Genomic DNA, 23990 nt, shown 5'->3' with positions numbered 1-23990 from the left:
GGCTAGTGGCGGCGCCTCAGGCGCCGCGTTCCCGGCCCACGCGCAGCGCTTCCAGCTGCGCATACAGCGGCGCCAGCATCTCGAGCAGATGCGGCGCCGTTGTCGTCGATGCGGGTGGATCGCCGGCGAACGGCGCGCCACCCGACTTGGCGTGAAAGCTCGCGCGCTTGCGCATGGTGGCGAGCTGCTCGGGCGTGCAGGCGATGCCGAGTTCGTCCAGCAGCGTATCCCAGACGATCGACGGCAACTGCCGGTAGTCGAGCAGGCGCAGTTCGCCGGCTTGGGCCAGGGCGTGCTCGAAGAGGTGCGCGATCACGCGCGCGGACCAGCCATCGAGATCGCCCGGCGCCAGGCCGGCGCCGAATTCGGCCGGCAATACCAGGCCGGGCACCATCTGCGGCCCGCGCTGGCGTTGGTGCGATTCGAGGATGGCGCGCGGCTCGCGGTACAGGAACCAGAATGGCGTCTCTGGAAAGGCGGCGCGCAGCAGCGGCAGGTGCGGCAGGTGCCAGCTGTCGAGCTTGACGATGAAGTGGGTTTCTCCATGCCGCCGCTGGCCGAGCGCGTGCAGCAGGCGGCGCAGGCCGGGAACGGCCATTTCCTGCGGTGCAGCGCCGTAGCGAATGAGGAAATCGTCGATGACGGGCGGCTCGGACAGCACCACGCATTGCGGCAGGCTGGCCAGCATCTGGGACAGCAGGGTCGAGCCGCAGCGCGACGCGTGAAACACAAAGGCGCTGGGAGGGATGGCCGGACCGGTGCGTTCGAGCCAGTCATGCGGTGTGCGGCAGACGCGCCGTTCGGCGCGCTCCTGCGCGGTCAGGGTATCCGCGAAAAAGGGCGCCGTGAAGCGGCCGGGAAGGTACCGCCAGCCGACCTCAGCGCCGTCCAGTGCGATCGGAAACCAGTCGCGCAGCGAATCGAGCGTGCCGGGATCGACCATGGGCCAGCGCAGCCAGCTGTCATGCCTTAGTACCGATCCAGGCTGCGTCATCGCTTAGTTGCGCGCTGGGTAAATGCCCGAGACGCAGATAATGAAATTCATGCCGAGCGAGGGCTGCAGCACGCTGAGCGTGGTCTGGGTGGCGAAGGGGACCTGGACCGGAGTCGGGGCGACGCCGGAATTGTTCGTGGTGGCGGTGACGCTGCCGGTGACCGTGGTGGTCACACTCGCCGGGTCCATCGTCACGTCAAGGGTCTTGCCGGTGACATAAATGTTGGCGGCAGCACCGCCACTTCCAGAACCACCCAGTGCGCAGTTTGCAAGCGGAGCGCCGGCGCCGGGTCCGGTCGAGCAGGCATGCATGGTCGACGTGGCGCCGAACTGGTCACCGGCGATCGTCACCGTGTGATTGTGCGGGGGCAGGTTTGCCGCGCTGAGCGTCACGCTGGCCACGCCGGTCGACTGCGCCGTCGCATTGGGGGTGCCAAATTGCTGCGCCTGGAGCACGGTCATACCGATCGGCGACGCGCCCATGCCTACCAGAGTGCGGGCGCGCAGGTCGGGCAGGGCGAAGGTTGAGACGCCATCGCCACCATACTGGACGCCGAGCAGCGCGAACAGCGCCGAGTTCTGCTGGATCGAGATTAGCTGGCCCTGGCACAGCATCCAGCCGCGCGGTGCGTAGGTAAATGCGACCGGCATGATCGTTCCCATAAATGCATCCATTGACATCCCCTTTTTTCAGACTTGCACATTATTTGGAGTAGTGCGGTTCGTATTGCCGCTTCGTGGCGCGCATCGCTCGACGCCCTGATGCGCGTTGGAGCATCCTAGCATCGAAGTTTCCTTGAAGTCACGACTTTAAAGCCAGATATGTTAGCCGGGTTGCCATGGCCTCGGCCGCCGGTGTGCCAAGCGCGTGCAACTGGCTGATCACATCATCGACATTGGCATCGGTGATGGCGGGATCGCCATACTTCGGCGCTGGCGGAGCCCGCCATCCCGCATCCTCGAACAGCGTGCGCAGCCAGGGATTGGGCACGCAGTCGAGCACCAGGTGGACGCGCACATGCCCACTGTCGTTGCGCACCGCATGCAGGCAGCTGGCATTCATGTACCAGGTGGCGCCGGCGCCGAAATGCACGTCATCGCCGTCGAGCGTGAACAGCACGGCCGGATCGGTGGCGATCGGGACGTGCAGCCGCGCGAGGCCATCTTCGAAAGCGCCGCCGGGGTCGCGATGCGGCTTGATGCGTGCGCCCGCGCCCAGCGCCATCAGGCGCACCGACTGCTTGTCGCAGGCGAAGCTGTCGATCACCTGGCGCAGATAGGGACAGCGCAGCAGCAACGGCGTGTCGGTGAATCCAGGCCCGTCGCCGGCATGGATGTCGTCCGGGCGCCCGCTGCTCGAGCGCAATGCGATGCTGGTCCAGCTGCCTTGATGGGCCTGGTCGTTGTAATGGGCTTGCCAATGCATGGCCAGCACGGTGTCCAGGTCGGCGCGCAGGCGGTCGACGTCGAATGCGGGCGCCAGCCGCAGCCAGCGCGTGACTTCGTCCGGCACGCCGCTCATGCCGGTTGCCAGCGCATTTCGTGGCGCAGTTCGTCGCTGTCCACGATCGCGAAACCGGTACGCTGGTACAGGGCCAGGGCAATGGCGTTGGTGCGCATCACGGAAAGACCGATGCTGGCGCCGCGCAGTTCGGCGCGCTGCTGCAAGGCGAGCAGGGCGGTGTGCGCCAGGCCGCGCCCGCGCTGTGCCGGCAACAGGGCCAGGTCGACCAGGCGCCAGTGCGCGCCGGCGGTGTCGAATACGATACGGCCGGCGGGTTCGCCAGCGTGCTCCAGGATCAATACCTCGGCATCGGGGAATGCGCTCTGGCGTCCCTGCTCATGCGCCTGCTGCTGCATGGCGATGAGGTTGTCGACCATCGCCGGCGGCAAAGGCAGGGCGCGCAGGTCGTCGCGCGTGGATGCGTACAGGGCGCGTGCAAAGGCGGCATCGTCTTCATCGGCGTTGCGCAGTAGCAGGGGGTGAGGTAGCGTATACATGCGTCATCCTGAAACAAGACAGCGTGATCATGCCTGCATGGTTGCGTCGCCGCAACTACAAACATCACTCTATGGAATTTTCTCTCGCACAGTTCGCGCCCCTGGTCGGCACGGACTTCACTGTCCAGACTTCGCATGGTCCTTTGATTCTGAAACTCGCCGAGGCCGTCGAGTATCCGCGCCGCGGCTTGCCCGAGCACCTGCGCACGCCGTTGTCGCTGATCTTCGACGGCCCTCCCGGCGTGGTGCTGGCGCATGACAACTACCGGATCGCGCATCCAGGCATGGGCGAACACCTGCTGAACATGGCGCCGGTGATGTCCAGCGCCGGGGTGCCGGGAGGTGGACCGCAGTATGAGATCCTGATTGCCTGAGTCTATCTTGTACGTTGTTGCGAATGGCCTGCGCCGGAGCGCTGGCCATTCGCTTCACGATCTGACCGGGAAGATACCGTCGTAGCAGATGATGAAGTTGAGACCGACGGAAGGTTGCAGGGTCGAAAACGTGGCGCTGGCGCCGACTGCGGCCACGACAGGGGAGGCGGCGTTGCTGCCGGTGCTGTCGCTGGTGACGCTGACCGGCGCCAGCGTGGTCTGCACGGTGTCGGCTTGCAATGGGATATCCGGCGCGGTGGCTGGCGCATAGATGGCGGCCTGCCCGCCAGCGGTAGCCGCGCCAGCGCTGAGCGCGGCGCCAGTGACTGGAACTGCTTGCCCGTTGGCCTTGGACACGCGCATCGTGGATGTGGCGACCAGATCCTTGGCGGCGATGTCGACCTCATGGGTATGCCCCGGAAGATTGCTCGCATTCAGCGCAAAGCCGATCGTGCCGCTGGCAGTGGCATTGACGGTCGGCTTGCCGACCAACTGGGCGGTTGTCAGCGCCAGCCGGTCGGAAGGCGGTGGCGAAAGGCTGCTGCCGATCTGCACACGGCCGCGCAGGTCGGGCAAGGCAAAGTTGTCCTTTCCATCGCCGCCGTACATGAAACCGATGGTGCCGAACAGCCCCATGTAGTTGGTGATCGGCACCACGCGGCCATCGCATGGCAGCCACCCCTGCGGCACGAAATTGAACGCTGCCGGCATGATTGTTCCAATATAAACTTCCATTCCAGTCCTTTAAGAATTGTCACGAGGTGCTGCCGGTTGCGCGCTGCGCGGCCGACAGCAGCCGCCAGCCAGGCCGGGAAATGCGATTCGCTGCGATACTGGTTTCGTTAATTGCGCGTAGGAAATAGGCCGTTGACGCAGATGATGAAGTTGATGCCCATCGATTCCTGCAGGGCGCTGAACCCCAGGTTGCCCGCATAGGGCGCATTGATCTTGGTAGCGGCACCGGTGCTTGCGCTGGTGACGCTGACTGGCTTGAGCGTGGTCTTCACGCTGGCATCGGACAGTGCAACGTTCGGCGTGGCGGTCGCATAGATGGCTGCCTGGCCATTAGCGGCGCCGCCCTTGCCAAGGGCCGCGCCGTCGACTGGCTCCGCGGCGCCCACGGTTTTTGTCGCGTGCATGGTGGACTTTGCCGCCAGCTTGTCGGCCGGAATGGTGACGCCATGCGTATGCGCCGGAAGGTTCGCCGCGTCGATCGCGAATTGCACGGTGCCGTTCACCGGCACTTCCGATCCATAGTCGCCCGTCGACTGGCCATGGCGCACATTCGTCTGATCGGGTTTGAGGGGCAAGGCGCTCAGGTTGGCGCCGATCGGGGTGCGACCGCGCAAGTCGGGCAGGGCGAACGTGGTTCTTCCGTCGCCGCCGAATTGGACTCCGAGCAGGGTGTACAGCGCCTGGTTGGTGTTGATGGGCATGAGGCGTCCGTCGCAAGGAAGCCAGCCTTTCGGGACGCGATCGAATGCCACCGGCAAGATCATCCCTATAAACGCGTTATCCATATTTATTCCTGATATGTCGTCGAGTGCATTGCGTTTCCAGTGTGTGCGGTGCCGGCCTTGGTACTGCCGCAAGGCCGGTGCGCGCTCAGGGGAAATCCGGGTACAGTCCCTCGACGCAAATGATGAAATTGGTTGCACACGAAGGCTGAACGGAACTGAGCGTGATCGAAGAAGCCGCGATCGATGCCGTGACCGCGGTCTGGCTTGCGCCGCCCGAGCTTGTGCTGGTGACGCTGACATCGGCCACTGTGGTCTGTATGGAGGCGGCGTTCAGCGCGACGTCGGGCGTGGCGCCCGCCGCATAGATAAACGCCTGAGCGGCACCCGTGGTGCCGGTGCCAAGCGCGGCGCCGGCGGTCGGATCGGCCACGCCACTGTCCTTGGTCACCTGGAAGGTAGAGGTGGCGACCAGCTGCTCGGATGCGATGTTGACTGCATGTGTGTGGCCGGGCAGGTTGTCCGCGGTGAGCATGAAGCTCGCGCCGCCAGTGATCCTGGCAACGGTGGAATTACTGCCGACTACCTGGCCATTCTTCAAGGCTTGCTGGGCCGGCGGCGGCGGCGTCAGGCTGCTGCCGACCAGAGCGCGGCCGCGCAGGTCGGGCAAACCGAACGTCGTCGACCCATTGCCGCCATATTTGCTGCCGATAAGCGAGAACAGTGCCGTATATTGCGACACCTGCAGCAGACGCCCGTCGCAGGGCATCCAGCCTGAAGGCGCGTAGTCGAATGCCGACGGCATTATTGTTCCAAGAAATACGTCCATATCATCCCTTCACGCTGCAGATAAAAGGTGCCGTATACCGGCGTCCCGCCAGGCATACGAACAGGGAAAGAATACGTCATTCGTGCCGTTACTTGGAAGTAATTGTTTGCATTGCGCAACAATATTTTTTCACTAAGTATTACAAATCACGGTAGTGGTATGCTGGAAGGTCGCCCACGTGATCCTCATTCCGGCGCCCGGATATAGTCCACCATGCCTTCGCTGCCGCGGCTGGGCCGGGGCGTGAGCAGGCTCACCGCGACGATCGTCAGCAGCCCGGCCGGCACCCCGAATACCCCGGCCGCCATCGGCAGGATGCCGAACCAGGCGGCATCCAGGTTGCCGCCCAGGGCTGGACTCGCGCGCAGCATGTAGACCAGGCAGACCGCGAAGCCGGCCAGCATGCCGGCGATCGCCCCCTGGTGGTTGGCGCGCTTCCAGAACACGCCCAGCACCAGCACCGGGAACAAAGTAGAACCAGCGAGCGAGAACGCCGCCGCGACAAGCGACAGGATGTCGGCCGGCTTTTGCGAGGCCACATAGGCGGCGATGAAGGCCACCCCCAGCAGCAGCAGCTTGGAAATCGTGACCCGCTTCTGGGTCGAGGCGCTCGGGTTGACCATCTTGTAGTAGACGTCGTGCGACAGCGCGTTGGAGATCGCCAGCAGCAGGCCGTCGGCGGTCGACAGCGCCGCCGCCAGGCCGCCGGCCGCGACCAGGCCCGCGATGACGTAGGGCAGGCCGCCGATCTCGGGCGTGGCCAGCACCAGCACGTCGGCGTCGATCGCGAATTCGGCCAGTTGCACGATGCCGTCGCCGTTGATGTCGGCCACGCTCACCAGCGGATTGGCCTTGTCCACATTGGCCCAGTACGAGATCCATGTGGGCAGCGACGAGAAGTCGCTCCCCACCAGCGAGGTATAGATGTCGTACTTGGCCAGCACCGCCAGCGCCGGAATCGTCAGGTACACCAGCAGGATGAAGAACAGGGTCCAGAACACCGAGACCCGGGTGTCGTTCACCGACGGCGTGGTGTAGGCCCGCATCAGGATGTGGGGGAGCGCCGCGGTGCCGAACATCAGGCAGAACACCACCGCCAAGAAGTTGTTGCGGCGGTTGTCCGATTCCTCTTTGGTGGCGCCGGGGAAGGGTTCGGCGTGCGGCTCGGGCGGCCGGGCGCGCGCCAGGTTGGCGTCGCGCCGCTCGCTCCACTGCGAGCGCGCCTCGTCCACCGAGTTGGGGTAGGTGGCCAGCGCGCGCTCGGCCTGGCGCACCTCGGTGAGCGAGGCATTGCGCGCGCGCGCCGCCGCCAGCTGGCGCTGGGCGTCCAGCTTGCCGGTCTCCCACGATTCAGGCAGCGCATCGACCCGCGCCGCGTAGGCGTCGGCCCTGCGGCGGAACTCGGCGCGCACCTGTTCCTCGCGCGGGTCTCTGGCCAGTTCGGCCTCGCGCGCGGTCAGCTTGGGCATCAGCGAGCCATAGGCCACCGCGGGAATCGGGTTGTCGGCATGCTTGGCCGACAGCCACATCGTTGGAATCAGGAAGGCGACCAGCAGGATGATGTACTGCGCCACCTGGGTCCAGGTGATGGCGCGCATCCCGCCCAGGAACGAGCACACCAGGATGCTCGCCAGGCCCAGGAAGATCCCGATCGAGAAATCGACGCCGGTGAAGCGCGAAGCGATCAGGCCGACCGCATAGATCTGCGCCACCACGTAGGTGAACGACACCAGGATGGTGGCGCCGACCGCCAGCGCGCGCACCGGGGCGCCGCGTCCACCGGCGCCGCCGCCGTAGCGCGCCGCCAAAAAGTCCGGCACGGTGTATTGCGCGAACTTGCGCAGATAAGGCGCGATCAGCAGCGCGACCAGCACGAAGCCGCCGGTCCAGCCCATGATGAAGGCCAGGCCGTCGAAGCCCTGCAGGTAGAGGCCGCCGGCCAGGCTGATGAAGCTGGCCGCCGAGATCCAGTCGGCGGCGGTGGCCATGCCGTTGAACATGGCCGGCACGCGCCGTCCGGCGACGTAGTATTCGGTGACGCTCGAGGTGCGGCAGATCACGCCGATGATCGCGTACAGGGCGATGGTGGCGAACATGAACAGATGGCCGATCCACAGGCGCGGCATGCCTTCCTGCTCGAGCAGGGCGACGGCGATCAGGAACAGCGCGAAGCAGCCGGTGTACCAGAGATAGTAGCGCGCCAGCTTGCTGAAATAGGGTGGCTTGGCGCTCATCGTGGCTCCGCCCCGGCTCCGACCTCGGCCTTGGCTTGCGCGGCGGCGTCGCGGTCCAGCCGGCGCATGCGCCAGGCATAGAAGCCGATGATGGCCAGCGACACCAGCGAGGCGCCTTGCGCCGCCATATAGAACGACAGCGGCCAGCCGAACACCTCGAAGCGCGCCAGCTCGCGCGCGAAGAACACGGTGCCGAAGCCGGTCGCCAACCACAGCGCCAGCAGCAGCAGGGTCATCTTGCGGGTGCGTTCCCAGTGCGTGGCGTTGGCGGCGCGGCGGCGCGCCGCGTCGTCTTGGTGGGGGTCAGGGGGCGGCGTCGGGTTCATGGAGCACAGGAGGGAAGGTCAGGCGGAACAGGCTGCCGGGGAAGCGCTTGGATTGCGTGCGCGGGTTGTTGAAAATGTCGATCTCAGCGCCGTGCTGCTGCGCGATCTCGCGCACGATCGCCAGGCCCAGGCCGCTGCCCTGGGTATTGCTGCCCAGGATGCGGTAGAAACGCTCGAACACGCGTTCGCGCTCGTTGGGCGCGATGCCGGGGCCGGTGTCCTCGACTTCGAGCAGCGCCCGCTCGCCGTCGCGCCGCACGCGCACGGTGACGCTGCCGCCGGCCGGGGTGTAGCGCAGCGCATTGTCGATCAGGTTCGACAGCAGTTCGCGCAGCATCAGCGGCTGGCCGGCGATGACGACCGGGCCTTCGTCGGCCGCCGGCGGCTCGAAGCCCAGGTCGATCTCGCCCGCGAAGGAGGCTTGCACCCAGTCCCGCACCGTCTCGCGCGCGAGCACCGGCAGGTCGATCTCGGCGAAGGCCAGGCCGGCCTGCGGCTGGTTTTCGGCGCGCGCCAGCGCCAGCAGCTGGTTCACCAGGCGCGTGGCCGATTCCGAACTCTTGGCCAGCTGTTCCAGCGAGCGGTGGATCTCGGCCGGGTCGAGCTGGCGCAGGGCCAGTTCGGACTGCATGCGCATGCCGGCCAGCGGGGTCTTCATCTGGTGCGCGGCGTCGGCAATGAAGCGCTTCTGCATCGCCATCGATTCGCCCAGGCGCTCGAGCATGTCGTTGAAGGAGCCGACCAGCGGCGAGATCTCTTCCGGCACCTGGCGCGGATCGATCGGCGACAGGTCGTCCTGGGGCCGGGCGCGGATGCGCTGCTGCAGCTCGGCCAGCGGGGTCAGTCCGCGCGACAGCGCGAACCAGACCAGCGCCAGGATCACCGGCAGGATGATGAACTGGGGCAGGATCACGCCCTTGATGATCTCGCCCGCCAGGTGCGCGCGCTTGTCGAGCGTCTCCGCCACCTGTACCAGCGCAAGGGGCGGCTCGAGCGGCGGCTGCGGGGAACGTTCATGCAGTGGGTCGAGGTTGACATAGGTGTAGGCGACCCGGATCGGTGTGCCATGGATGCTGTCGTTGCGGAACTCGACCGCGCCGCTGCGCGCATGCTCGTCGGCCGCGTCCATCCGCGGACGCGGCAGGTCGCGGTCGCCGTCCAGCAGCTCGCCGTCGGGCCCGGCCAGCAGGTAATACACGCTGTCGACGTCGTCGGCGCGCAGGATGTCGCGGCCGGACGGATGCAGCTGGCCGGCCGCCTTGCCGCCCACGCTGCGGATCTGCTGGCCCAGCACCGTGACCCGGTCTTCGAGCGCATCGTCGAAGGGCTGGTTGGCGATCGACTTGGCAACGAGATAGGTGATGGCGATGCTCATCGGCCACAGCAGCAGCAGCGGGGCCAGCATCCAGTCGAGGATCTCGCCGAACAGCGAGTGCCGGATGTTCTCGTCCGGTTCTGGATTTGGCGGGACGTAGGTCGGCTCGGCCGTCGTGGCCGGGGTGTACTCGGGGCCGGCCGTGAAACCGGCGTCGCGTTCGTTCACCTGTCGGCGACGGTTGCCGTTGCCGCTGACGTTGCAGCGGCGCGTTCGGCCAAGGCCGCCGCCGCGGCCTCGGAGAACTTCTCGAGGCAGTAGCCCAGGCCGCGTACGGTGGCGATGCGCACGCCGCCGACCTCGATCTTCTTGCGCAGGCGGTGCACATAGACCTCGATCGCGTTGTTCGAGACTTCTTCTCCCCATTCGCACAGATGGTCGACCAATTGTTCCTTGGATACCAGGCGGCCGGTGCGCGCCAGCAGCACCTCGAGCAGGCCGAGCTCGCGCGCCGACAGGTCGAGCATCTGGTCGTTGATGTAGGCGCTGCGGCCGACCTGGTCGTAGACCAGCGGGCCGTGGCGCACCACGGTCGGGCCGCCGCCGGCGCCGCGGCGGGTAAGGGCGCGCACCCGCGCCTCGAGTTCGGACAGGGCGAACGGCTTGGCCATGTAGTCGTCGGCGCCCAGGTCGAGGCCTTCCACGCGCTGCTCGACGGAATCGGCGGCGGTGAGGATCAGGACCGGCAGCAGCGAGGCGCGGGCGCGCAGGCGGCGCAGCACTTCGAGCCCCGACATCTTCGGCAGGCCGAGGTCGAGGATGAGCAGGTCGAACTCCTGGGTGGAGAGGGCGGTGTCGGCATCCTGGCCGTTCTTGACGTAATCGATAGCGTAGCCGGACTGGCGCAGGGATCGCGTCAGGCCGTCGGCAAGTACGCTATCATCTTCGGCGAGCAGAATTCGCATGGTGGCACCTCGGTTATAGGTTGATACGTCGTTCCCGCGCAGGCGGGAACCCAATCCGTATGCACTGTGACTGCGGTTTTCGCTAGCGGTTGGTGCAGAACTTGGATCCCCGCCTGCGCGGGGATGACGTGTATTGTGTTTGATTTGTCGCAACAATGCGAGTCTCACCCCATTTATTGACAAAATGGTTACGTATTAGTGCTTGCAAAAACCACTGGATTTTTATACAGTAGTGGCTATTGAAGTGCGCGTGCGCGCCCACACCTTGCCTACTCCACGATTGAAAGTACACCATGGACGACAAAAAATCCGCATTGAACGCCGCTGAAAAGGGCAAGGCGCTGGCAGCCGCCCTGGCGCAAATCGAAAAGCAGTTCGGCAAGGGGTCGGTCATGCGCATGGATGCCAATGCGCCGGTCGAAGAAGTGCAGACTGTTTCCACCGGCTCGCTGGGCCTCGACATCGCCCTGGGCGTCGGCGGCCTGCCGCGTGGCCGTATCGTCGAGATCTACGGCCCTGAATCGTCGGGTAAAACCACCCTGACGCTGCAGACCATCGCCCAGATGCAAAAACTGGGTGGCACCTGCGCCTTCATCGACGCCGAGCACGCGCTCGACGTTACCTATGCCCAAAAACTGGGCATCAACCTGAGCGACCTGCTGATCTCGCAGCCGGACACCGGCGAGCAAGCACTCGAAATCACCGACGCCCTGGTGCGTTCGGGCAGCGTCGACCTGGTGGTCATCGACTCGGTGGCGGCACTGACCCCGCGCGCCGAGATCGAAGGCGATATGGGCGACTCGCTGCCGGGCCTGCAGGCACGCCTGATGTCGCAAGCGCTGCGCAAGCTCACCGGTTCGATCAACCGCACCAATACGCTGGTGATCTTCATTAACCAGATCCGCATGAAGATCGGCGTCATGTTCGGCAGCCCGGAGACGACCACCGGCGGTAACGCACTGAAGTTCTACGCCTCCGTGCGCCTGGACATCCGTCGTACCGGCTCGATCAAGTCGGGTGACGAAGTGATCGGTAATGAAACCAAGGTCAAGGTCGTCAAGAACAAGATCGCGCCACCGTTCAAGGAGGCCCACTTCGACATCCTGTACGGAGCTGGCACCTCGCGCGAAGGCGAAATCCTGGACCTGGGCGCCGACAACAAGATCGTCGAGAAGTCGGGCTCGTGGTACAGCTATAACGGCGAGCGCATCGGCCAGGGCAAGGACAATGCCCGTCAGTTCCTGGTGGATCGTCCAGCCCTGGCGCGTGAAATCGAGAACAAGGTCCGTGCCGCCCTGGGCGTGCGCGAACTGCCGCCGGCGGCAGCCGGTGGCGACGACAAGCCGAAGCTGCAGGCAGTTGGTGAGTAATCGCCTGGCGAGGGCGGCGCGGCAGGGTAGCGCCGCGGGTTTCTACCCGTTCGTTCTCGCCATGTTGTCGATCACGGTGTCCCCATGCCAGCTCCTGCACTAAGCCTCAAGGCGCGCGCGCTGCGCTACCTGTCGCAGCGCGAGCACAGCCGGTTCGAGTTGCGGCGCAAGCTGGCCAAGTATGCCCAGGAAGACGAAGACGTCGACGCCCTCCTGGATTTCCTTGAAAAGAATAACTGGCTGTCGCAGGAACGTTTCGCCGAATCCCTGATCAACCGTAAGGCCAGCCGCTACGGCAATAGCCGTGTGGTGGCCGAACTGCAAAGCCATGGCGTCACCGGCGATGCGCTGGTTGAGATCAAGGCCGGGCTGTCCGACAGCGAGACGGCGCGCGCCGTCGAAGTCTGGCAGCGCAAGTTCGGCACGGTCGCCACCGACGCGGCGATGCGGGCCAAGCAGATGCGCTTTCTGTTGCAGCGCGGCTTTTCGCAGCGTGCGGCACGGGTGGCGATGCAGGGTAGTCCTGCGGACGATGAGTTCGATGTGAGCTGATGGATGTCGGTTCATCGGCCCGATTGCTCCAGGCGCCAGCGTGGAGCGTCATCCCCGATATGCTTAGACGCATATTCCTCAACGGGCGATGGCGCTGCACGCTGGCGCTTTTTGCCGTCTGGGCATTCCAGGTCGCTGACTGATCCTATCCCAAATACATATCTTTCATTCACGTTGTGAATAGGGTGGGGGCTGTCATTCAAGACAGGCGAATAATATAAGCGGCAAACGCGCCGTCATATTCCCTTGAAGTCCCTTCATCTCCTCGTAGTAACCCTTACCCACCTTTCTTTCCCATGCGCCGCTGTGGACGCTGTGCTAAACTTTGCGGGTTTAAGCAGCGCCGCATGAGCGGTTGTTGTCGCAGAAGCTGCGGCAACGTGCAAGTAGCACACCGGCTGCATCACTAACCGCCGTCTCGACGGCACTGGTATTTATGCCTTTGTCACCTCCCGTATCGCGCTCGCTCCGGCATACGCGCGCCATCACAGTCGAAGCGTTCGCGCGCGACGATGGCTTGTGGGACCTCGATGCCAGCATCCGCGATGTGAAAACGCGTACTGTCGCGCTTGCTTCCGGCGAACGGCCCGGCGGCACGCCGGTGCACGACCTCAAGCTGCGTGTAACCATTGACCGCGACCTCAACATCGTCGATGCCGAAGCCGCATCCGATGCCGTCCCGTATCCGGGCTACTGCGATACCATCGGCCCTGCCTACAAGAAGTTGATCGGGCTCTCGCTCGTGAACCATTTCCGGTTGCATCTGAAAGACCGCCTATCCGGCGTACTCGGCTGCACCCATTTGACCGAATTGGCCCAGGTGCTGCCGACCGCAGCCTTGCAAGCCTTTGCTGACGACAATGTCGACGCCCCAGGTGGGCTCGGCGGCTCGTCAACCGACCGTCCATTTGAGCTCGACCGTTGCCATGCCCTGCGCAGCGACGGCCCTGCCGTGGCCAAATACTACCCACGCTGGTCGATCAAGGCCGTCTCGGGTTAGCGTTCGTCGTTTTTACTTTTGTAGTTCAACCGTATTTCTAATTCAGTAATAGAAGAAGGGAAGCCAGCATGAAGATCCATGAGTACCAGGGCAAAGAGATCCTCCGAAAATTCGGGGTGACCGTTCCGCGCGGCATTCCGTGCATGTCGGTCGAAGACGCTGTCAAAGCCGCTGAAGAGCTGGGCGGTCCGGTCTGGGTCGTCAAGGCACAGATCCACGCTGGCGGCCGCGGCAAAGGCGGTGGCGTCAAGGTCGCCAAGTCGATCGAGCAAGTCAAGGAATACTCCGAGCAGATCATGGGCATGCAGCTGATCACTCATCAGACCAGCCCTGAAGGCCAGAAAGTGCGTCGCCTGATGATCGAAGAAGGCGCCGACATCAAACAAGAGCTGTACGTGTCGCTAGTCACCGACCGCGTCACCCAGAAAGTCGTGCTGATGGCCTCGTCGGAAGGCGGCATGGACATCGAAGAAGTCGCGCACAGCAACCCAGAAAAAATCCACAATGTCGTGATCGACCCTAAAGTCGGCCTGACCGATGCGCAGGCTGACGATGTCGCCGCCAAGATCGGCGTGCCTGCTGGCTCGATCGCCGATGCCCGCGCCAACCTGCAAGGCCTGTACAAAGCCTACTGGGAAACCGACGCATCGCTGGCCGAGATCAACCCACTGATCGTCACCGGCAGCGGCAAGATCATCGCCCTGGACGCGAAGTTCAACTTCGACGCCAACGCCCTGTATCGCCGTCCAGAAATCGTCGCCTACCGCGACCTGGACGAAGAAGATCCAGCTGAAGTCGAAGCATCGAAATTCGACCTGGCCTACATCTCGCTCGACGGCAATATCGGCTGCCTGGTGAACGGCGCCGGCCTGGCCATGGCGACCATGGACACCATCAAGCTGTTCGGCGGCGAGCCGGCCAACTTCCTGGACGTGGGCGGTGGCGCTACGGCCGAGAAAGTGACCGAAGCCTTCAAGATCATGCTGAAGAACCCTGACCTGAAAGCTATCCTGGTCAACATCTTCGGCGGCATCATGCGTTGCGACGTCATTGCCGAAGGCGTGATAGCTGCTTCGAAAGCCGTGTCGCTGCAAGTGCCACTGGTCGTGCGCATGAAGGGCACCAACGAAGATCTGGGCAAGAAGATGCTGGCTGAATCGGGCCTGCCGATCATCGCCGCAGACACGATGGAAGACGCAGCGAAGTCGGTCGTTGCCGCCGCCGCTGGTAAAGCCTAATTCGCTAAGGAAATAAAAATGTCGATTCTGATCAACAAAGATACCAAAGTAGTCACCCAGGGCATCACCGGCAAGACCGGCCAGTTCCACACCCGTATGTGCCGCGACTACGCGAACGGCAAGGAAGCCTTCGTTGCTGGCGTGAACCCGAAGAAAGCCGGCGAAGATTTCGAAGGCATTCCAATTTTCGCTAACGTTGCTGAAGCCAAGAAAGAAACCGGCGCCAACGTGTCGGTGATCTATGTCCCACCAGCAGGTGCAGCAGCTGCCATCTGGGAAGCCGTCGAAGCCGAGCTGGACCTGGCAATTTGCATCACCGAAGGCATCCCTGTCCGCGACATGATGGAAATCAAGGATCGCATGGCCAAAGCTGGTTCCAAGACCCTGCTGCTGGGTCCGAACTGCCCAGGCCTGATCACCCCTGACGAAATCAAGATCGGCATCATGCCAGGTCACATCCACCGCAAGGGCCGTATCGGCGTCGTGTCGCGTTCGGGCACCCTGACCTATGAAGCAGTCGGCCAGCTGACCGCACTGGGCCTGGGCCAATCGTCGGCAGTCGGCATTGGCGGCGACCCGATCAATGGTCTGAAGCACATCGACGTCATGAAGATGTTCAATGACGATCCTGACACCGACGCGGTCATCATGATCGGCGAAATCGGCGGCCCGGACGAAGCCAATGCGGCTTACTGGATCAAGGACAACATGAAGAAGCCAGTCGTCGGCTTCATCGCTGGCGTCACCGCGCCTCCAGGCAAGCGCATGGGCCACGCCGGCGCGCTGATCTCGGGCGGCGCAGACACTGCGCAAGCCAAGCTGGAAATCATGGAAGCCTGCGGCATCACCGTCACCAAGAACCCGTCGGAAATGGCGCGTCTGCTGAAGGCAATGCTGTAATCCTGACGATCTCTTGATCGACAGCTAAGACGGGGAGCTTCGGCTCCCCGTTTGTATTTATGAGTCTATTTTTCGTCGACAAACTTCGTCGCCTGACAAAAATTGCCGTGTGGCACTGACAAATTTTGTCACCCGAGGCGCCAAATTTTGTCGCGGCACAGGGTTTTCTTATCTCAGGATTAATAAAATCGACCGTTTCTTGCTGCTTTCGGGCTGGCACGCCGCTTGCATATAGGAAAGCGTAGCAGCTGAGCAGCACAAGACACGTAGTCCTAACTTTTGAAATACCACCCTGGAGAGAAAAATGAACTTCAAGCAAATGCAAACCAAAAAAGCCGAAGGCGGCTTCACCCTGATCGAACTGATGATCGTTGTCGCGATTATCGGTATCCTGGCCGCCGTCGCGATTCCCGCATATCAGGACTACGTGGCCAAGGCGAAGTTCTCTTCTGCGCTGGCTGAAGTGTCGCCTGCCAAGACTGGCTTTGAAGTTGCGTTGAACGACGGTTTGACGCCGGTGATCCCTGAAGCTGGTACGGCTGTTGGCGAAGGCGAAGCCGCCATTGGCGTCCAAGCCACTAACGGTAACTCGACGATTGAAGTGACCACTGCCACGGCTGCTGGCGTTATCACTGCAACGATCGTTGGCGGTTCCGGGGCAGTCGCCGGCGAGACCATCACGCTGACTCGCGATGAGACCACGGGCCAATGGACTTGCGCAACCACTGTTGCGCAGAACCTGGTTGGGCCAACCAGCACCTGCACTGGTGTTTAATCGAAAAGCGAAGTTCTCTACCTAGCCAAAAAGCCCGCTTCGCAGCGGGCTTTTTGCTTTCCGGCCTTACTTCGCAGCAGGCTGTGTCTTCAGATACTGATCCAGCCACCCCACCACGTTGTGATGCCACTGCACCGAGTTCGCCGGCTTGAGCACCCAGTGGTTTTCGTCCGGGAACACCAGCAACTTGCTCTCGACACCCATGCGCTGCAGCGCGGTAAAGGTGCCCAGCGCCTGCGCGGTAGGAATCCGGAAGTCCAGATCACCCTGGATCACCAGCATCGGCGTCTTCCACTTGTTCACGTGATGAACCGGATTGAAGCGCTCATGGTTCTCCGGCACCTTGAAGTAAGGCCCGCCGCTCTCCCAATCGGTAAACCACTGCTCTTCGGTCGAGTACGCCATCCCGCGCGTATCGAACACGCCGTCGTGATTCACGATGCACTTGAACTCATCCGACCAGTTGCCCGCGATCCAGTTCATCATATAGCCGCCGTACGACGCCCCCAGCGCGCAATCGCGTGAGCGATCGAGCCACGAGAATTTCTGCACCGCCGCGTCATAGCCCTTCTGCAGGTCGACCAGCGGCTTGCCGCCCCAGTCGTTGCTGATGGAATCAGTGAACTTCTGGCCATAGCCGGTCGAGCCGTGAAAGTCGATGAACACGGCCGCGTAACCCGCGCCCGCATACACCTGCGGATTCCAGCGATAGCTCCAGCTGTTGCCGAAGCTGCCCTGCGGACCGCCGTGGACGATGAAGGCGACCGGATACTTCTGGCCCGGCTGCGCATTCCACGGCTTCATCACGTAGCCATACACGGTCTCGCCATTGGCGCCGGCAAACGAGAACTGTTCCGACTCGCCAAAGCGCACGTCCTTCAATCGTTCCGTGTTCACATCGGTCAGCTGCTTCGGCTTGCCGCCCAGTTTCATCGAGAACAGTTGCGCGCCCGACTGCAGGTTGGCGTGGGTATAGACCAGCGTATCGCGCCGCAGGTCATAGGCGCCGACCGCGCCCTTGTCGGTCAGCGGCGTCACCTTGCCGCTGGCGACGTCGATCGAGAACAGGCGGTGCTGGCCGATGTCTTCGGCATCGACGATCAGCGCCTTGCCGTCCGCGCGCCACACCAGGCTGCCGGCCGAGCGGTCCCAGTCGGCCGCCAGCTTGCGCTTCTCGCCGCTGGCCACGTCCATCAGCATGACCTGATAACGGTCGGCCTCGAAGCCGGGACGCGCCATCGCGAGATACGCTAGGGTGCGGCCATCCGGCGAGAAGGTGCCCTTGGTATCCCATGCCGGATTGTCCTGGGTCAGGTTGCGCGGCGCCGCGCCGCCCGTGGCCGGCACGCTGTACAGGTTGAAATTGGTCGACCAGGCTTCGGTCTTGCCGGCGATGCGCGCCGAGAACACGATGGTCTTGCCGTCCGGGCTGAAACGGTATTCCTCGCGGTCGCCGAAAGGCTTCGACGGCACGTCGCCGTCGAGCGAGCCGGACAGGCTGACAGGCTCGCCGCCGACCTTGCCATCCGCACCCAGCGGCGCCGAGAACAGCACCGCATTGCGGTGGTCGCCCCAGGTATCCCAGTGACGCACGAACAGGCGGTCATAGACCTTGCCGGTGGCCTTGTCCTTCTCTTTGGCATCCAGGCGCGACTTCGTGCAGGCCAGGTCGGCGCAGTCGCGGAACACGGCCAGGCTGAAGGCCAGGCGGTCGCCGCTCGGGGCGAGGCGGAAGTTGTCGACGTCCAGCGGCAGGTTCGTCACCTGCACCGGCTCGCCGCCGGCCACCGGCTGGCGCCATACCTGCGACGAGCCCGAGCGCGCCGACAGGAAGTAGACGGCGTCGCCCGACGGCGACCATTCCGGATCGCTGCTGCTGGACGCATGCTGGCTCAGGCGTTGCGGCGCCGGCTTGGCGGCGCGCAGGTCGACCATCCACAGTTGGGTATTGCCGCGGTTGTTCTCCATGTCCGTGCTGCGCACGGTATAGATCACGCGCGTGGCGTCCGGCGACACGGCCGGGCTGCCGACCCGTTCCATATTGACCAGGTCTTCCACGGTAAAGCCGCGCGGCGCGGCCGTCGCGGTGGTCGCGGCCAGCAGGGCCGCTACCATCGTCAGCAAACGAAATTTCATTCCATCCTCGTCGATCAGTGCCGCAGCCGGGTGCCGCAGGCAAGCCGGCAATTTACCACGATGTCATCAGGCATGAAGCCGACATATTCCTACCGCCGGAAATGAACGGGATGGGAACTATCTCGACGAGGAGGCCAGGTTTACTTCGGCATGATGACCGTATCGATCACATGGATCACACCATTATCGGCTGCGATGTCGGTCTTGGTGACGGTGGCCTTGTCGACCATGACCTTGCCGCCCGCAACTTTTACTGCGAACGCGCTACCCTCGACGGTCTTGACGTCGCCAGGCTTGACGTCGGCAGCCATGACTTTTCCCGGCACAACGTGATAGGTCAGTATCTTGGACAGTGCTGCCTTGTCTTTCAGCAGGGCGTCCAGCTTGGCTTTCGGGATTTTTGCAAAGGCGGCGTCAGTCGGGGCAAAAACAGTGAATGGGCCCGGACCCTTCAGGGTATCGGTCAGGCCGGCAGCTTGTACCGCAGTGACCAGGGTATTGAAGGTGCCGGCCGATTTCGCGGTATCCACGATGTCCGCCGCCTGGACGGAGGTGAAGGCGAACGCGAGGGGCAAAGCAATCAAGATCTTTTTCATATTGGCTCCAGAAGTTGGGTTGAATAGGTTCGCAATGAACCGACCTGAAGCCAATTTACGTGGATTTAGTATCGTAGTCTAATGTGTGAATCGAATCTGTCCTATAAAATGGGTTCAAACCTTGTTCATTTGATGTGAGCTCCAGGCAGGGGAGCACTCGTGCGCGAGCAACTGGTCGGACTGCCGCGTACTGTTGAACACGTAACCGTCATTTTCTCCAGTGTATGACAGCATTCGTTGTCAATATCTGGTTCAATTTGGGACACTTAATCATGGATTCATTCAAAACGGGACAAGAGCGGATCATGTACCGCACTGGCGCAGCGGCACGGTTAGCCGGCTTGCCAGTTGAAACACTCCGCGTATGGGAGCGCCGCTACAGTCTGTCGGATGCCCAGCGCTCCGAGCGTGGCCAGCGCCTCTACTCGGCCGAACAGGTCGCGCGCCTCGGCCTGCTCAAGCAGCTGGTAGACCAGGGGCACTCGATCGGTGTCCTTGCTGGCCTGAGCCGTGATCAGTTGCAATCGATGCTGGGCCTGGATGGACAGGCACGGGCCATCCAGGCAGCGCCGGTGCGTGTGCTGCTGGTGGGCGCCATGCTGGCGCGGCGCGTCGCCGCCATGGGGCAGAGCGCCCTCGGCCTGGATGTACGCGGCAACGCCGCGGGCCTTGCAATGGCGGAAGAGTTACCACGTGACGCAGGCGCCGACGTACTGGTGATCGAGCAATCCGAACTCGATGAACGCGTGATGCCGGCTATTGCCGCCGCGCGTGAGGCGAGCGGCGTTGCTGCGGTCGTCGTGCTGTACCGCTTCTGCTCGAGCGCCACGATCCGCACCCTGCGTGCGCAAGGCTGCCTGGTCGCGCGTATTCCGGCCGACCTGAACGAACTGGCGCTGCTATGCCAGTCCGCCCTGACCGGCCATCGCCCGCCGCTACAGGAGCCGGTGGCCGCCGCCGTCGCCCCGCCGCGTTTTGCCGACGAAGACCTGGCCAATATCGCGGCCGCTGGTAACCGCCTGACCTGCGAATGCCCGCGCCACTTGACCGAATTGCTGATGATGGTGGGTAGCTTCGAGCGCTACAGCCAGCATTGCGCGTCGCGCAATCCGGAAGACGCTGCCCTGCACGCCGAACTTGCGCTGGCTTCGGGCCGCGCGCGGGTCGTGCTGGAAGCGGCGATGGAACGCCTGGCTCTCCAGGAAGGATTGCCGCTGCCAAAAGGCTGGGCCTGAAAGACCAGCGAGGTCGAACGCGCCGGCTCAGCTCAGGTTGATCTGCCAGGACACGCCAAAGCGGTCGTTCAGCCAGCCGAACTTGCGGCTGAATCCATAATTATCCGCCGGCATCAGCAGCTTGCCGCCGTCCGCCAGCCGGGCGAAGGCGGTGTCGAACTCGGCCTCGTCCACGCACTCGACGAATAGCGACACCGACGGCGTAAAAGTGAACGCGTGCCTGGCCGGGCTGTCGATGCAGATCACATGCTGGCCGGCGAGGGTGAAATCGGCCCGCTTGACGGTTCCTTCGGGCCCCATCTCGCCGCTTTTATAGTGCTCGATCTGCTTGACTTCGGAACAGGCGAACAGCGAGACATAGAAGCGCATCGCTTCCTCGGCCGCACCTTCGAACATCAGGAATGGAGTGATGCTGCGTGCCATCGACAACTCCTTTCGAGGGGTGATGAAGCGGGACGCTCAACGCGCGGGTTTCCAGCCGGACGTCATGGCGTCGGCAAAGCTCTGGCCCATGATCTCGACCGCCTTCTGGTTGGCGCTGATGAGTCGGCCGAATGACTGTTGCTGGACCGACACGGCATTCCTGGTCAAGGCTTCGGCGCACGACTGCGAGGCGGCGATGAAGGCCTTCATCGTCTCTTCCATGATGATCTTGGACGAGCTGATCCAGAGCTGCTCCAGGCTGGCCCGGGTCGAATCCGCGTAGACATTGGCGATTTTCAGGAATGTATCTTGATAGGGCAGGGCGTTCAGCTGGGCGGTCGCTGCGGTGAACTGCGGGTATGCGGTCGTCATGACACATCCTCTCGGGCAGATAGCTGGTTGGAGTAGGGAAAGACGCATTGCGCGTCGCCCATCAGTATAGGCCGAGTATTGACGTTGTCTACAGCATTGGGCAAGTTGTCGAACTGGTCAGGCGTCGATGTCGGCCGTCCAGTCCCCGCTCTTGCCCCCATGCTTCTCCATCACCCGCACATTGGTCATCACCATCCCGCGATCGACCGCCTTGCACATATCGTACACAGTCAGCAGGCCCACCTGCACCGCAGTAAGCGCTTCCATCTCGACGCCAGTCTTGCCGATGGTTTCCACCTGGGCCCGGCAATGCACGCTATTGGCCGCGTCGTCGATCTCGAAATCCACCGCCACGCGCGTGATCGGCAGCGGATGGCATAGCGGCACCAGGTCGCTGGTGCGCTTGGACGCCATGATCGCCGCGATGCGCGCGATCCCGATCACGTCGCCCTTCTTGGCATTGCCCGACGTGATGAGGGCCAGCGTCTCCGGCTTCATGCGGATAGTCCCGGCCGCCACCGCAGTGCGGTGCGTGTCCTGTTTCGCGCCGACGTCGACCATATGGGCCTGGCCGGTGGCGTCGAAGTGGGTCAAGTGGTCTGCGGTCGGGATTGGATTCGTCATTACTAGGTCGGTGTGTTCGGATTACAAAAAGGTTCGCTGAGCAGCAACATGCACGCGGATGCAGGTATGATAGCACCGTGAAATCCGTCGTCCGTCCAGCAATGGTGCGCCGCTGGCGCTCCTCCTTGTCCGTCATGGCCTTGTGCATGGCGACCGCCTTCCCCGTCGCAGCGCAGTCCGACGTGTTCAGGCGGCCCGATTCGACCCGCCTGCCCACGCTCGGCGATACCGCGCGTGGCGACCTGTCGCCTGTCGTCGAGCGCAAGCTGGGCGAGGAGTTCATGCGCGACGTGCGGCGCGATCGCGATTACCTCGACGATGAACCGATCTCCGAATACCTGAACAATTTCGGCAATGGCCTGGTCGCCGCCGTGCCCGGCGCGCGCGGCGAGACCAATGCCGACTTTCACTTCTTCGCCGTGCGCGATCCGGCCCTGAACGCGTTCGCGATGCCGGGCGGCTTCATCGGCGCCCACTCGGGCCTGATCATCGCGGCCCAGACCGAATCGGAACTGGCCGGCGTGATGGCGCACGAGATCGGCCACGTCACCCAGCGCCATATCGCGCGCAGGATCGGCCAGCAGCGCCAGGACATCCTGCTGCCGCTGGCGTCGATGATCCTGGCGGCGCTGGCGGCCCGCGCCAGCTCGGATGCAGCCATGGGCGTGCTGATGGGTGGCCAGGGCCTGGCTGTCCAGCGCCAGCTGAATTTCAGCCGCGACGCCGAGCGCGAAGCCGACCGCGTCGGCTTCCAGATCATGGAGGCGGGCGGCTACGATACCACCGGCATCGTCGCTTTCTTCCGGCGCCTGCAGGCCGCCTCCAGGTTGTATGGCGACCTGCCGCCCGGACTGGCCAGCCTGAGCAGCCACCCGCTGACCCAGGACCGGATCACCGACATGCAGGCGCGCATCCGCGAGATTCCCAAGAAACAGCGCGTTGACAGCCTCGATTTTCATCTGGTGCGGGCGCGCGCCCGCGTGCTGCAGGACGGGAGCGAGCAGGGCCGGCGCGAAACGCGCAGCGCCTTCGAGGCCCAGCTCAGGGATCAGCCCCACCGCCAGTGGCAGGCCGGGGCCCAGTATGGCCTGTCCTACCTGGCGCTCAAGGAGAACGACCTGGCCGGCGCCCAGCGCTGGCTCGACAGGGCGCGCGAGACCATGAAGCCACGTGAAGGGGTGCTGTCGGCGGCGCCGTCGAACGTGGGCGATGGCGCGACCATGTTCGCCGGGCTGGCGCTGGAGATCAAGATGGCGCCGGGCCAGCCGAGGTCCGTGCTGGAAGAGGCGGTCAAGGAAGCGGATGCGGCGCGCCAGCGCTACCCACTGTCGCGCTCGCTCGCGCATCAGTACGCGCAGGCCCTGATCGCGACCGACCGCTTCGACGAGGCGGCGCTGTTCCTGCGCGACCAGGCCCAGCAGTATCGGGAAGAACGCAAGCTGCACGACATGCTGGCCAGGACCTATGCCAAGCAGGGCAAGATCGCGCTGCAGCACATGTCGCTGGCGGAGTCGTATGTGCTGGCCGGCGCTGTGCCGGCGGCAGTGGCCCAGCTCGAACTGGCGCGCAAGGCCAGCGATGCGTCGTTCTACGACCAGGCCGTGATCGATGCCCGCGTGCGCGAACTGGAGGAGAAACAGAAGAAGGCGAAGGAAGAGGCCGAAGAGCGCTGATCGCGCCTACGGCGCCGGCATTCGGTTGAATCCGAACCTGGCCGGTATCTCTTCTTCTACCACGCGCTCGACGGCAAACGGCTTGCCGTTCCATGGCAGGACCAGGCGGCCGCTGCCACTTTCCAGCCACGCCATCACCGCCTCGTCCGAGGCCGCGGCGCCATCGAGCTCGAGCAGACCCAACACCTGGGCCACGTCGCGGTCGTCCAGCTGCGCCACCGTCTCACCCGTCACGAACACCAGCGCGCCGGTGTCGCTCAGGCAGATCCGTTCGACCTCCGCCAGCGCCTGCCCGGTTTGCAATACCAGTCCCCGCTGCGGATCGGTGCGCGCGATGAAGGGCGCGGCCTCGAGGTTCACGTACACGCGCTGCGGCCCGTTCTGGAAATACCAGTTGCCGCGCTCGTCGTGCAGGTAGTTGCGGTTGATGAAACCCACCAGCTTTTCATTGTTCAGCCGGTCGCCCGCCGCATTGGCGCGCTGGGCTGCTTCGTCGCGCATGCGCCAGCCGCCGCGCGCGTCGAGCGCGAGCCAGCCGTAGCAGTGGGGCACGTTCGGCCACTTGGCCATTGCCTGTTTTACGATATCGTCCATAGTTTTT

Annotated in this window: 26 protein-coding genes; 9 read left to right on the top strand and 17 right to left on the bottom strand. The window is 63.8% G+C overall.

What is annotated here, in order from left to right; translation table 11 throughout:
• Positions 1-16 precede the first annotated feature (16 nt).
• The 4 genes from SOM28_RS05950 to SOM28_RS05935 all read right to left on the bottom strand — a co-directional run bounded on the left by SOM28_RS05950 (position 17) and on the right by SOM28_RS05935 (position 2995).
• Positions 17-994, bottom strand: coding sequence for a hypothetical protein (locus SOM28_RS05950; protein WP_320467531.1), 978 nt, complete (start codon positions 992-994; stop codon positions 17-19).
• Positions 995-997: 3 nt separating this feature from the next.
• Positions 998-1669: a phage tail protein gene (locus SOM28_RS05945; RefSeq protein WP_183407380.1), complete on the bottom strand. Its 672-nt coding sequence runs from the start codon at positions 1667-1669 to the stop codon at positions 998-1000.
• Positions 1670-1796: 127 nt separating this feature from the next.
• Positions 1797-2516 carry an aspartyl/asparaginyl beta-hydroxylase domain-containing protein gene (locus tag SOM28_RS05940; protein ID WP_123069044.1) on the bottom strand — a complete coding sequence of 240 codons (720 nt, stop codon included), beginning with the start codon at positions 2514-2516 and terminating at the stop codon, positions 1797-1799.
• Positions 2513-2995 (bottom strand): GNAT family N-acetyltransferase, encoded by a 483-nt coding sequence (locus SOM28_RS05935; protein WP_123069045.1) that lies wholly within the window; start codon positions 2993-2995, stop codon positions 2513-2515. The genes SOM28_RS05940 and SOM28_RS05935 overlap by 4 nt, the downstream gene beginning before the upstream one ends.
• Here SOM28_RS05935 and SOM28_RS26300 point away from each other — a divergent pair.
• Positions 2917-3369, top strand: a complete 453-nt coding sequence (locus tag SOM28_RS26300; RefSeq protein ID WP_414675146.1) for a DUF6916 family protein — start codon at positions 2917-2919, stop codon at positions 3367-3369. The genes SOM28_RS05935 and SOM28_RS26300 overlap by 79 nt on opposite strands.
• A gap of 54 nt (positions 3370-3423) precedes the next feature.
• Here SOM28_RS26300 and SOM28_RS05925 read toward each other — a convergent pair whose 3' ends face one another.
• The 7 genes from SOM28_RS05925 to SOM28_RS05895 all read right to left on the bottom strand — a co-directional run bounded on the left by SOM28_RS05925 (position 3424) and on the right by SOM28_RS05895 (position 10495).
• Positions 3424-4080, bottom strand: a complete 657-nt coding sequence (locus SOM28_RS05925) for a phage tail protein (protein WP_320467530.1) — start codon at positions 4078-4080, stop codon at positions 3424-3426.
• 131 nt (positions 4081-4211) lie between these two features.
• A complete protein-coding gene (locus SOM28_RS05920) occupies positions 4212-4868 on the bottom strand; it encodes a phage tail protein (RefSeq protein WP_320467829.1) in 657 nt (218 codons plus the stop codon).
• Positions 4869-4974: 106 nt separating this feature from the next.
• Positions 4975-5631, bottom strand: a complete 657-nt coding sequence (locus SOM28_RS05915) for a phage tail protein (protein WP_320467529.1) — start codon at positions 5629-5631, stop codon at positions 4975-4977.
• Positions 5632-5840: 209 nt separating this feature from the next.
• Positions 5841-7889 carry a sodium:solute symporter family protein gene (locus tag SOM28_RS05910; protein ID WP_320467528.1) on the bottom strand — a complete coding sequence of 683 codons (2049 nt, stop codon included), beginning with the start codon at positions 7887-7889 and terminating at the stop codon, positions 5841-5843.
• The gene (locus SOM28_RS05905; protein WP_320467527.1) at positions 7886-8215 is read right to left on the bottom strand and encodes a DUF4212 domain-containing protein; all 330 of its coding nucleotides are present in this window, start codon (positions 8213-8215) and stop codon (positions 7886-7888) included. Before SOM28_RS05905 ends, SOM28_RS05910 begins: the two co-directional genes overlap by 4 nt.
• Positions 8193-9758, bottom strand: coding sequence for a sensor histidine kinase (locus tag SOM28_RS05900; RefSeq protein ID WP_320467526.1), 1566 nt, complete (start codon positions 9756-9758; stop codon positions 8193-8195). The genes SOM28_RS05905 and SOM28_RS05900 overlap by 23 nt, the downstream gene beginning before the upstream one ends.
• Positions 9755-10495: a response regulator transcription factor gene (locus SOM28_RS05895; RefSeq protein WP_320467525.1), complete on the bottom strand. Its 741-nt coding sequence runs from the start codon at positions 10493-10495 to the stop codon at positions 9755-9757. Before SOM28_RS05895 ends, SOM28_RS05900 begins: the two co-directional genes overlap by 4 nt.
• Positions 10496-10788: 293 nt before the next feature.
• Between SOM28_RS05895 and recA the strand changes: the two genes are divergently transcribed.
• From recA to SOM28_RS05865, 6 genes are all read left to right on the top strand, one after another.
• Positions 10789-11865 carry a recombinase RecA gene (gene recA, locus SOM28_RS05890; RefSeq protein WP_123069054.1) on the top strand — a complete coding sequence of 359 codons (1077 nt, stop codon included), beginning with the start codon at positions 10789-10791 and terminating at the stop codon, positions 11863-11865.
• Between the two features lie 84 nt (positions 11866-11949).
• The gene (gene recX, locus SOM28_RS05885) at positions 11950-12417 is read left to right on the top strand and encodes a recombination regulator RecX (RefSeq protein ID WP_123069055.1); all 468 of its coding nucleotides are present in this window, start codon (positions 11950-11952) and stop codon (positions 12415-12417) included.
• 436 nt (positions 12418-12853) lie between these two features.
• Entirely contained in the window at positions 12854-13417 is a 564-nt protein-coding gene (locus tag SOM28_RS05880; protein ID WP_005664964.1) for a DUF2889 domain-containing protein, read from the top strand.
• 68 nt (positions 13418-13485) lie between these two features.
• Positions 13486-14655: an ADP-forming succinate--CoA ligase subunit beta gene (sucC, locus tag SOM28_RS05875; RefSeq protein ID WP_147935615.1), complete on the top strand. Its 1170-nt coding sequence runs from the start codon at positions 13486-13488 to the stop codon at positions 14653-14655.
• 18 nt (positions 14656-14673) lie between these two features.
• The gene (sucD, locus tag SOM28_RS05870) at positions 14674-15555 is read left to right on the top strand and encodes a succinate--CoA ligase subunit alpha (protein WP_320467524.1); all 882 of its coding nucleotides are present in this window, start codon (positions 14674-14676) and stop codon (positions 15553-15555) included.
• A gap of 304 nt (positions 15556-15859) precedes the next feature.
• On the top strand, positions 15860-16330 hold the full coding sequence (locus tag SOM28_RS05865) for a pilin (RefSeq protein ID WP_221176151.1): 471 nt from the start codon (positions 15860-15862) through the stop codon (positions 16328-16330).
• Between the two features lie 66 nt (positions 16331-16396).
• Here the strand turns inward: SOM28_RS05865 and SOM28_RS05860 are convergent, their stop codons facing one another.
• Together SOM28_RS05860 and SOM28_RS05855 are read right to left on the bottom strand one after the other, a co-directional pair.
• Positions 16397-18466 carry a S9 family peptidase gene (locus SOM28_RS05860; RefSeq protein WP_320467523.1) on the bottom strand — a complete coding sequence of 690 codons (2070 nt, stop codon included), beginning with the start codon at positions 18464-18466 and terminating at the stop codon, positions 16397-16399.
• A 140-nt stretch (positions 18467-18606) separates the two neighbouring features.
• Positions 18607-19062, bottom strand: a complete 456-nt coding sequence (locus SOM28_RS05855) for a fasciclin domain-containing protein (protein ID WP_123069059.1) — start codon at positions 19060-19062, stop codon at positions 18607-18609.
• 272 nt (positions 19063-19334) lie between these two features.
• Here SOM28_RS05855 and SOM28_RS05850 point away from each other — a divergent pair, with 272 nt between their 5' ends.
• Entirely contained in the window at positions 19335-20297 is a 963-nt protein-coding gene (locus tag SOM28_RS05850; protein ID WP_229414895.1) for a MerR family transcriptional regulator, read from the top strand.
• A gap of 27 nt (positions 20298-20324) precedes the next feature.
• On the opposite strand, the gene SOM28_RS05845 is transcribed toward SOM28_RS05850, so the two are convergent.
• From SOM28_RS05845 to moaC, 3 genes are all read right to left on the bottom strand, one after another.
• Positions 20325-20720: a VOC family protein gene (locus tag SOM28_RS05845; protein WP_123069060.1), complete on the bottom strand. Its 396-nt coding sequence runs from the start codon at positions 20718-20720 to the stop codon at positions 20325-20327.
• A gap of 36 nt (positions 20721-20756) precedes the next feature.
• Complete coding sequence (locus SOM28_RS05840; protein WP_123069061.1) at positions 20757-21092, bottom strand: hypothetical protein; 336 nt, start codon at positions 21090-21092, stop codon at positions 20757-20759.
• A gap of 117 nt (positions 21093-21209) precedes the next feature.
• Positions 21210-21716: a cyclic pyranopterin monophosphate synthase MoaC gene (gene moaC / locus SOM28_RS05835; RefSeq protein ID WP_320467522.1), complete on the bottom strand. Its 507-nt coding sequence runs from the start codon at positions 21714-21716 to the stop codon at positions 21210-21212.
• A gap of 101 nt (positions 21717-21817) precedes the next feature.
• Here moaC and SOM28_RS05830 point away from each other — a divergent pair, with 101 nt between their 5' ends.
• Positions 21818-23389 (top strand): beta-barrel assembly-enhancing protease, encoded by a 1572-nt coding sequence (locus SOM28_RS05830; protein ID WP_320467828.1) that lies wholly within the window; start codon positions 21818-21820, stop codon positions 23387-23389.
• 6 nt (positions 23390-23395) lie between these two features.
• Here SOM28_RS05830 and SOM28_RS05825 read toward each other — a convergent pair whose 3' ends face one another.
• The gene (locus tag SOM28_RS05825; protein WP_320467521.1) at positions 23396-23983 is read right to left on the bottom strand and encodes a DUF2946 family protein; all 588 of its coding nucleotides are present in this window, start codon (positions 23981-23983) and stop codon (positions 23396-23398) included.
• Between the last annotated feature and the right edge of the window lie 7 nt (positions 23984-23990).

The sequence above is a fragment of the Massilia sp. CFBP9026 genome (assembly GCF_034045165.1).
GTDB classification, from domain to species: Bacteria; Pseudomonadota; Gammaproteobacteria; order Burkholderiales; family Burkholderiaceae_D; genus Telluria; species Telluria arenae.
This window is presented reverse-complemented; position numbering and strand designations above follow the sequence as displayed.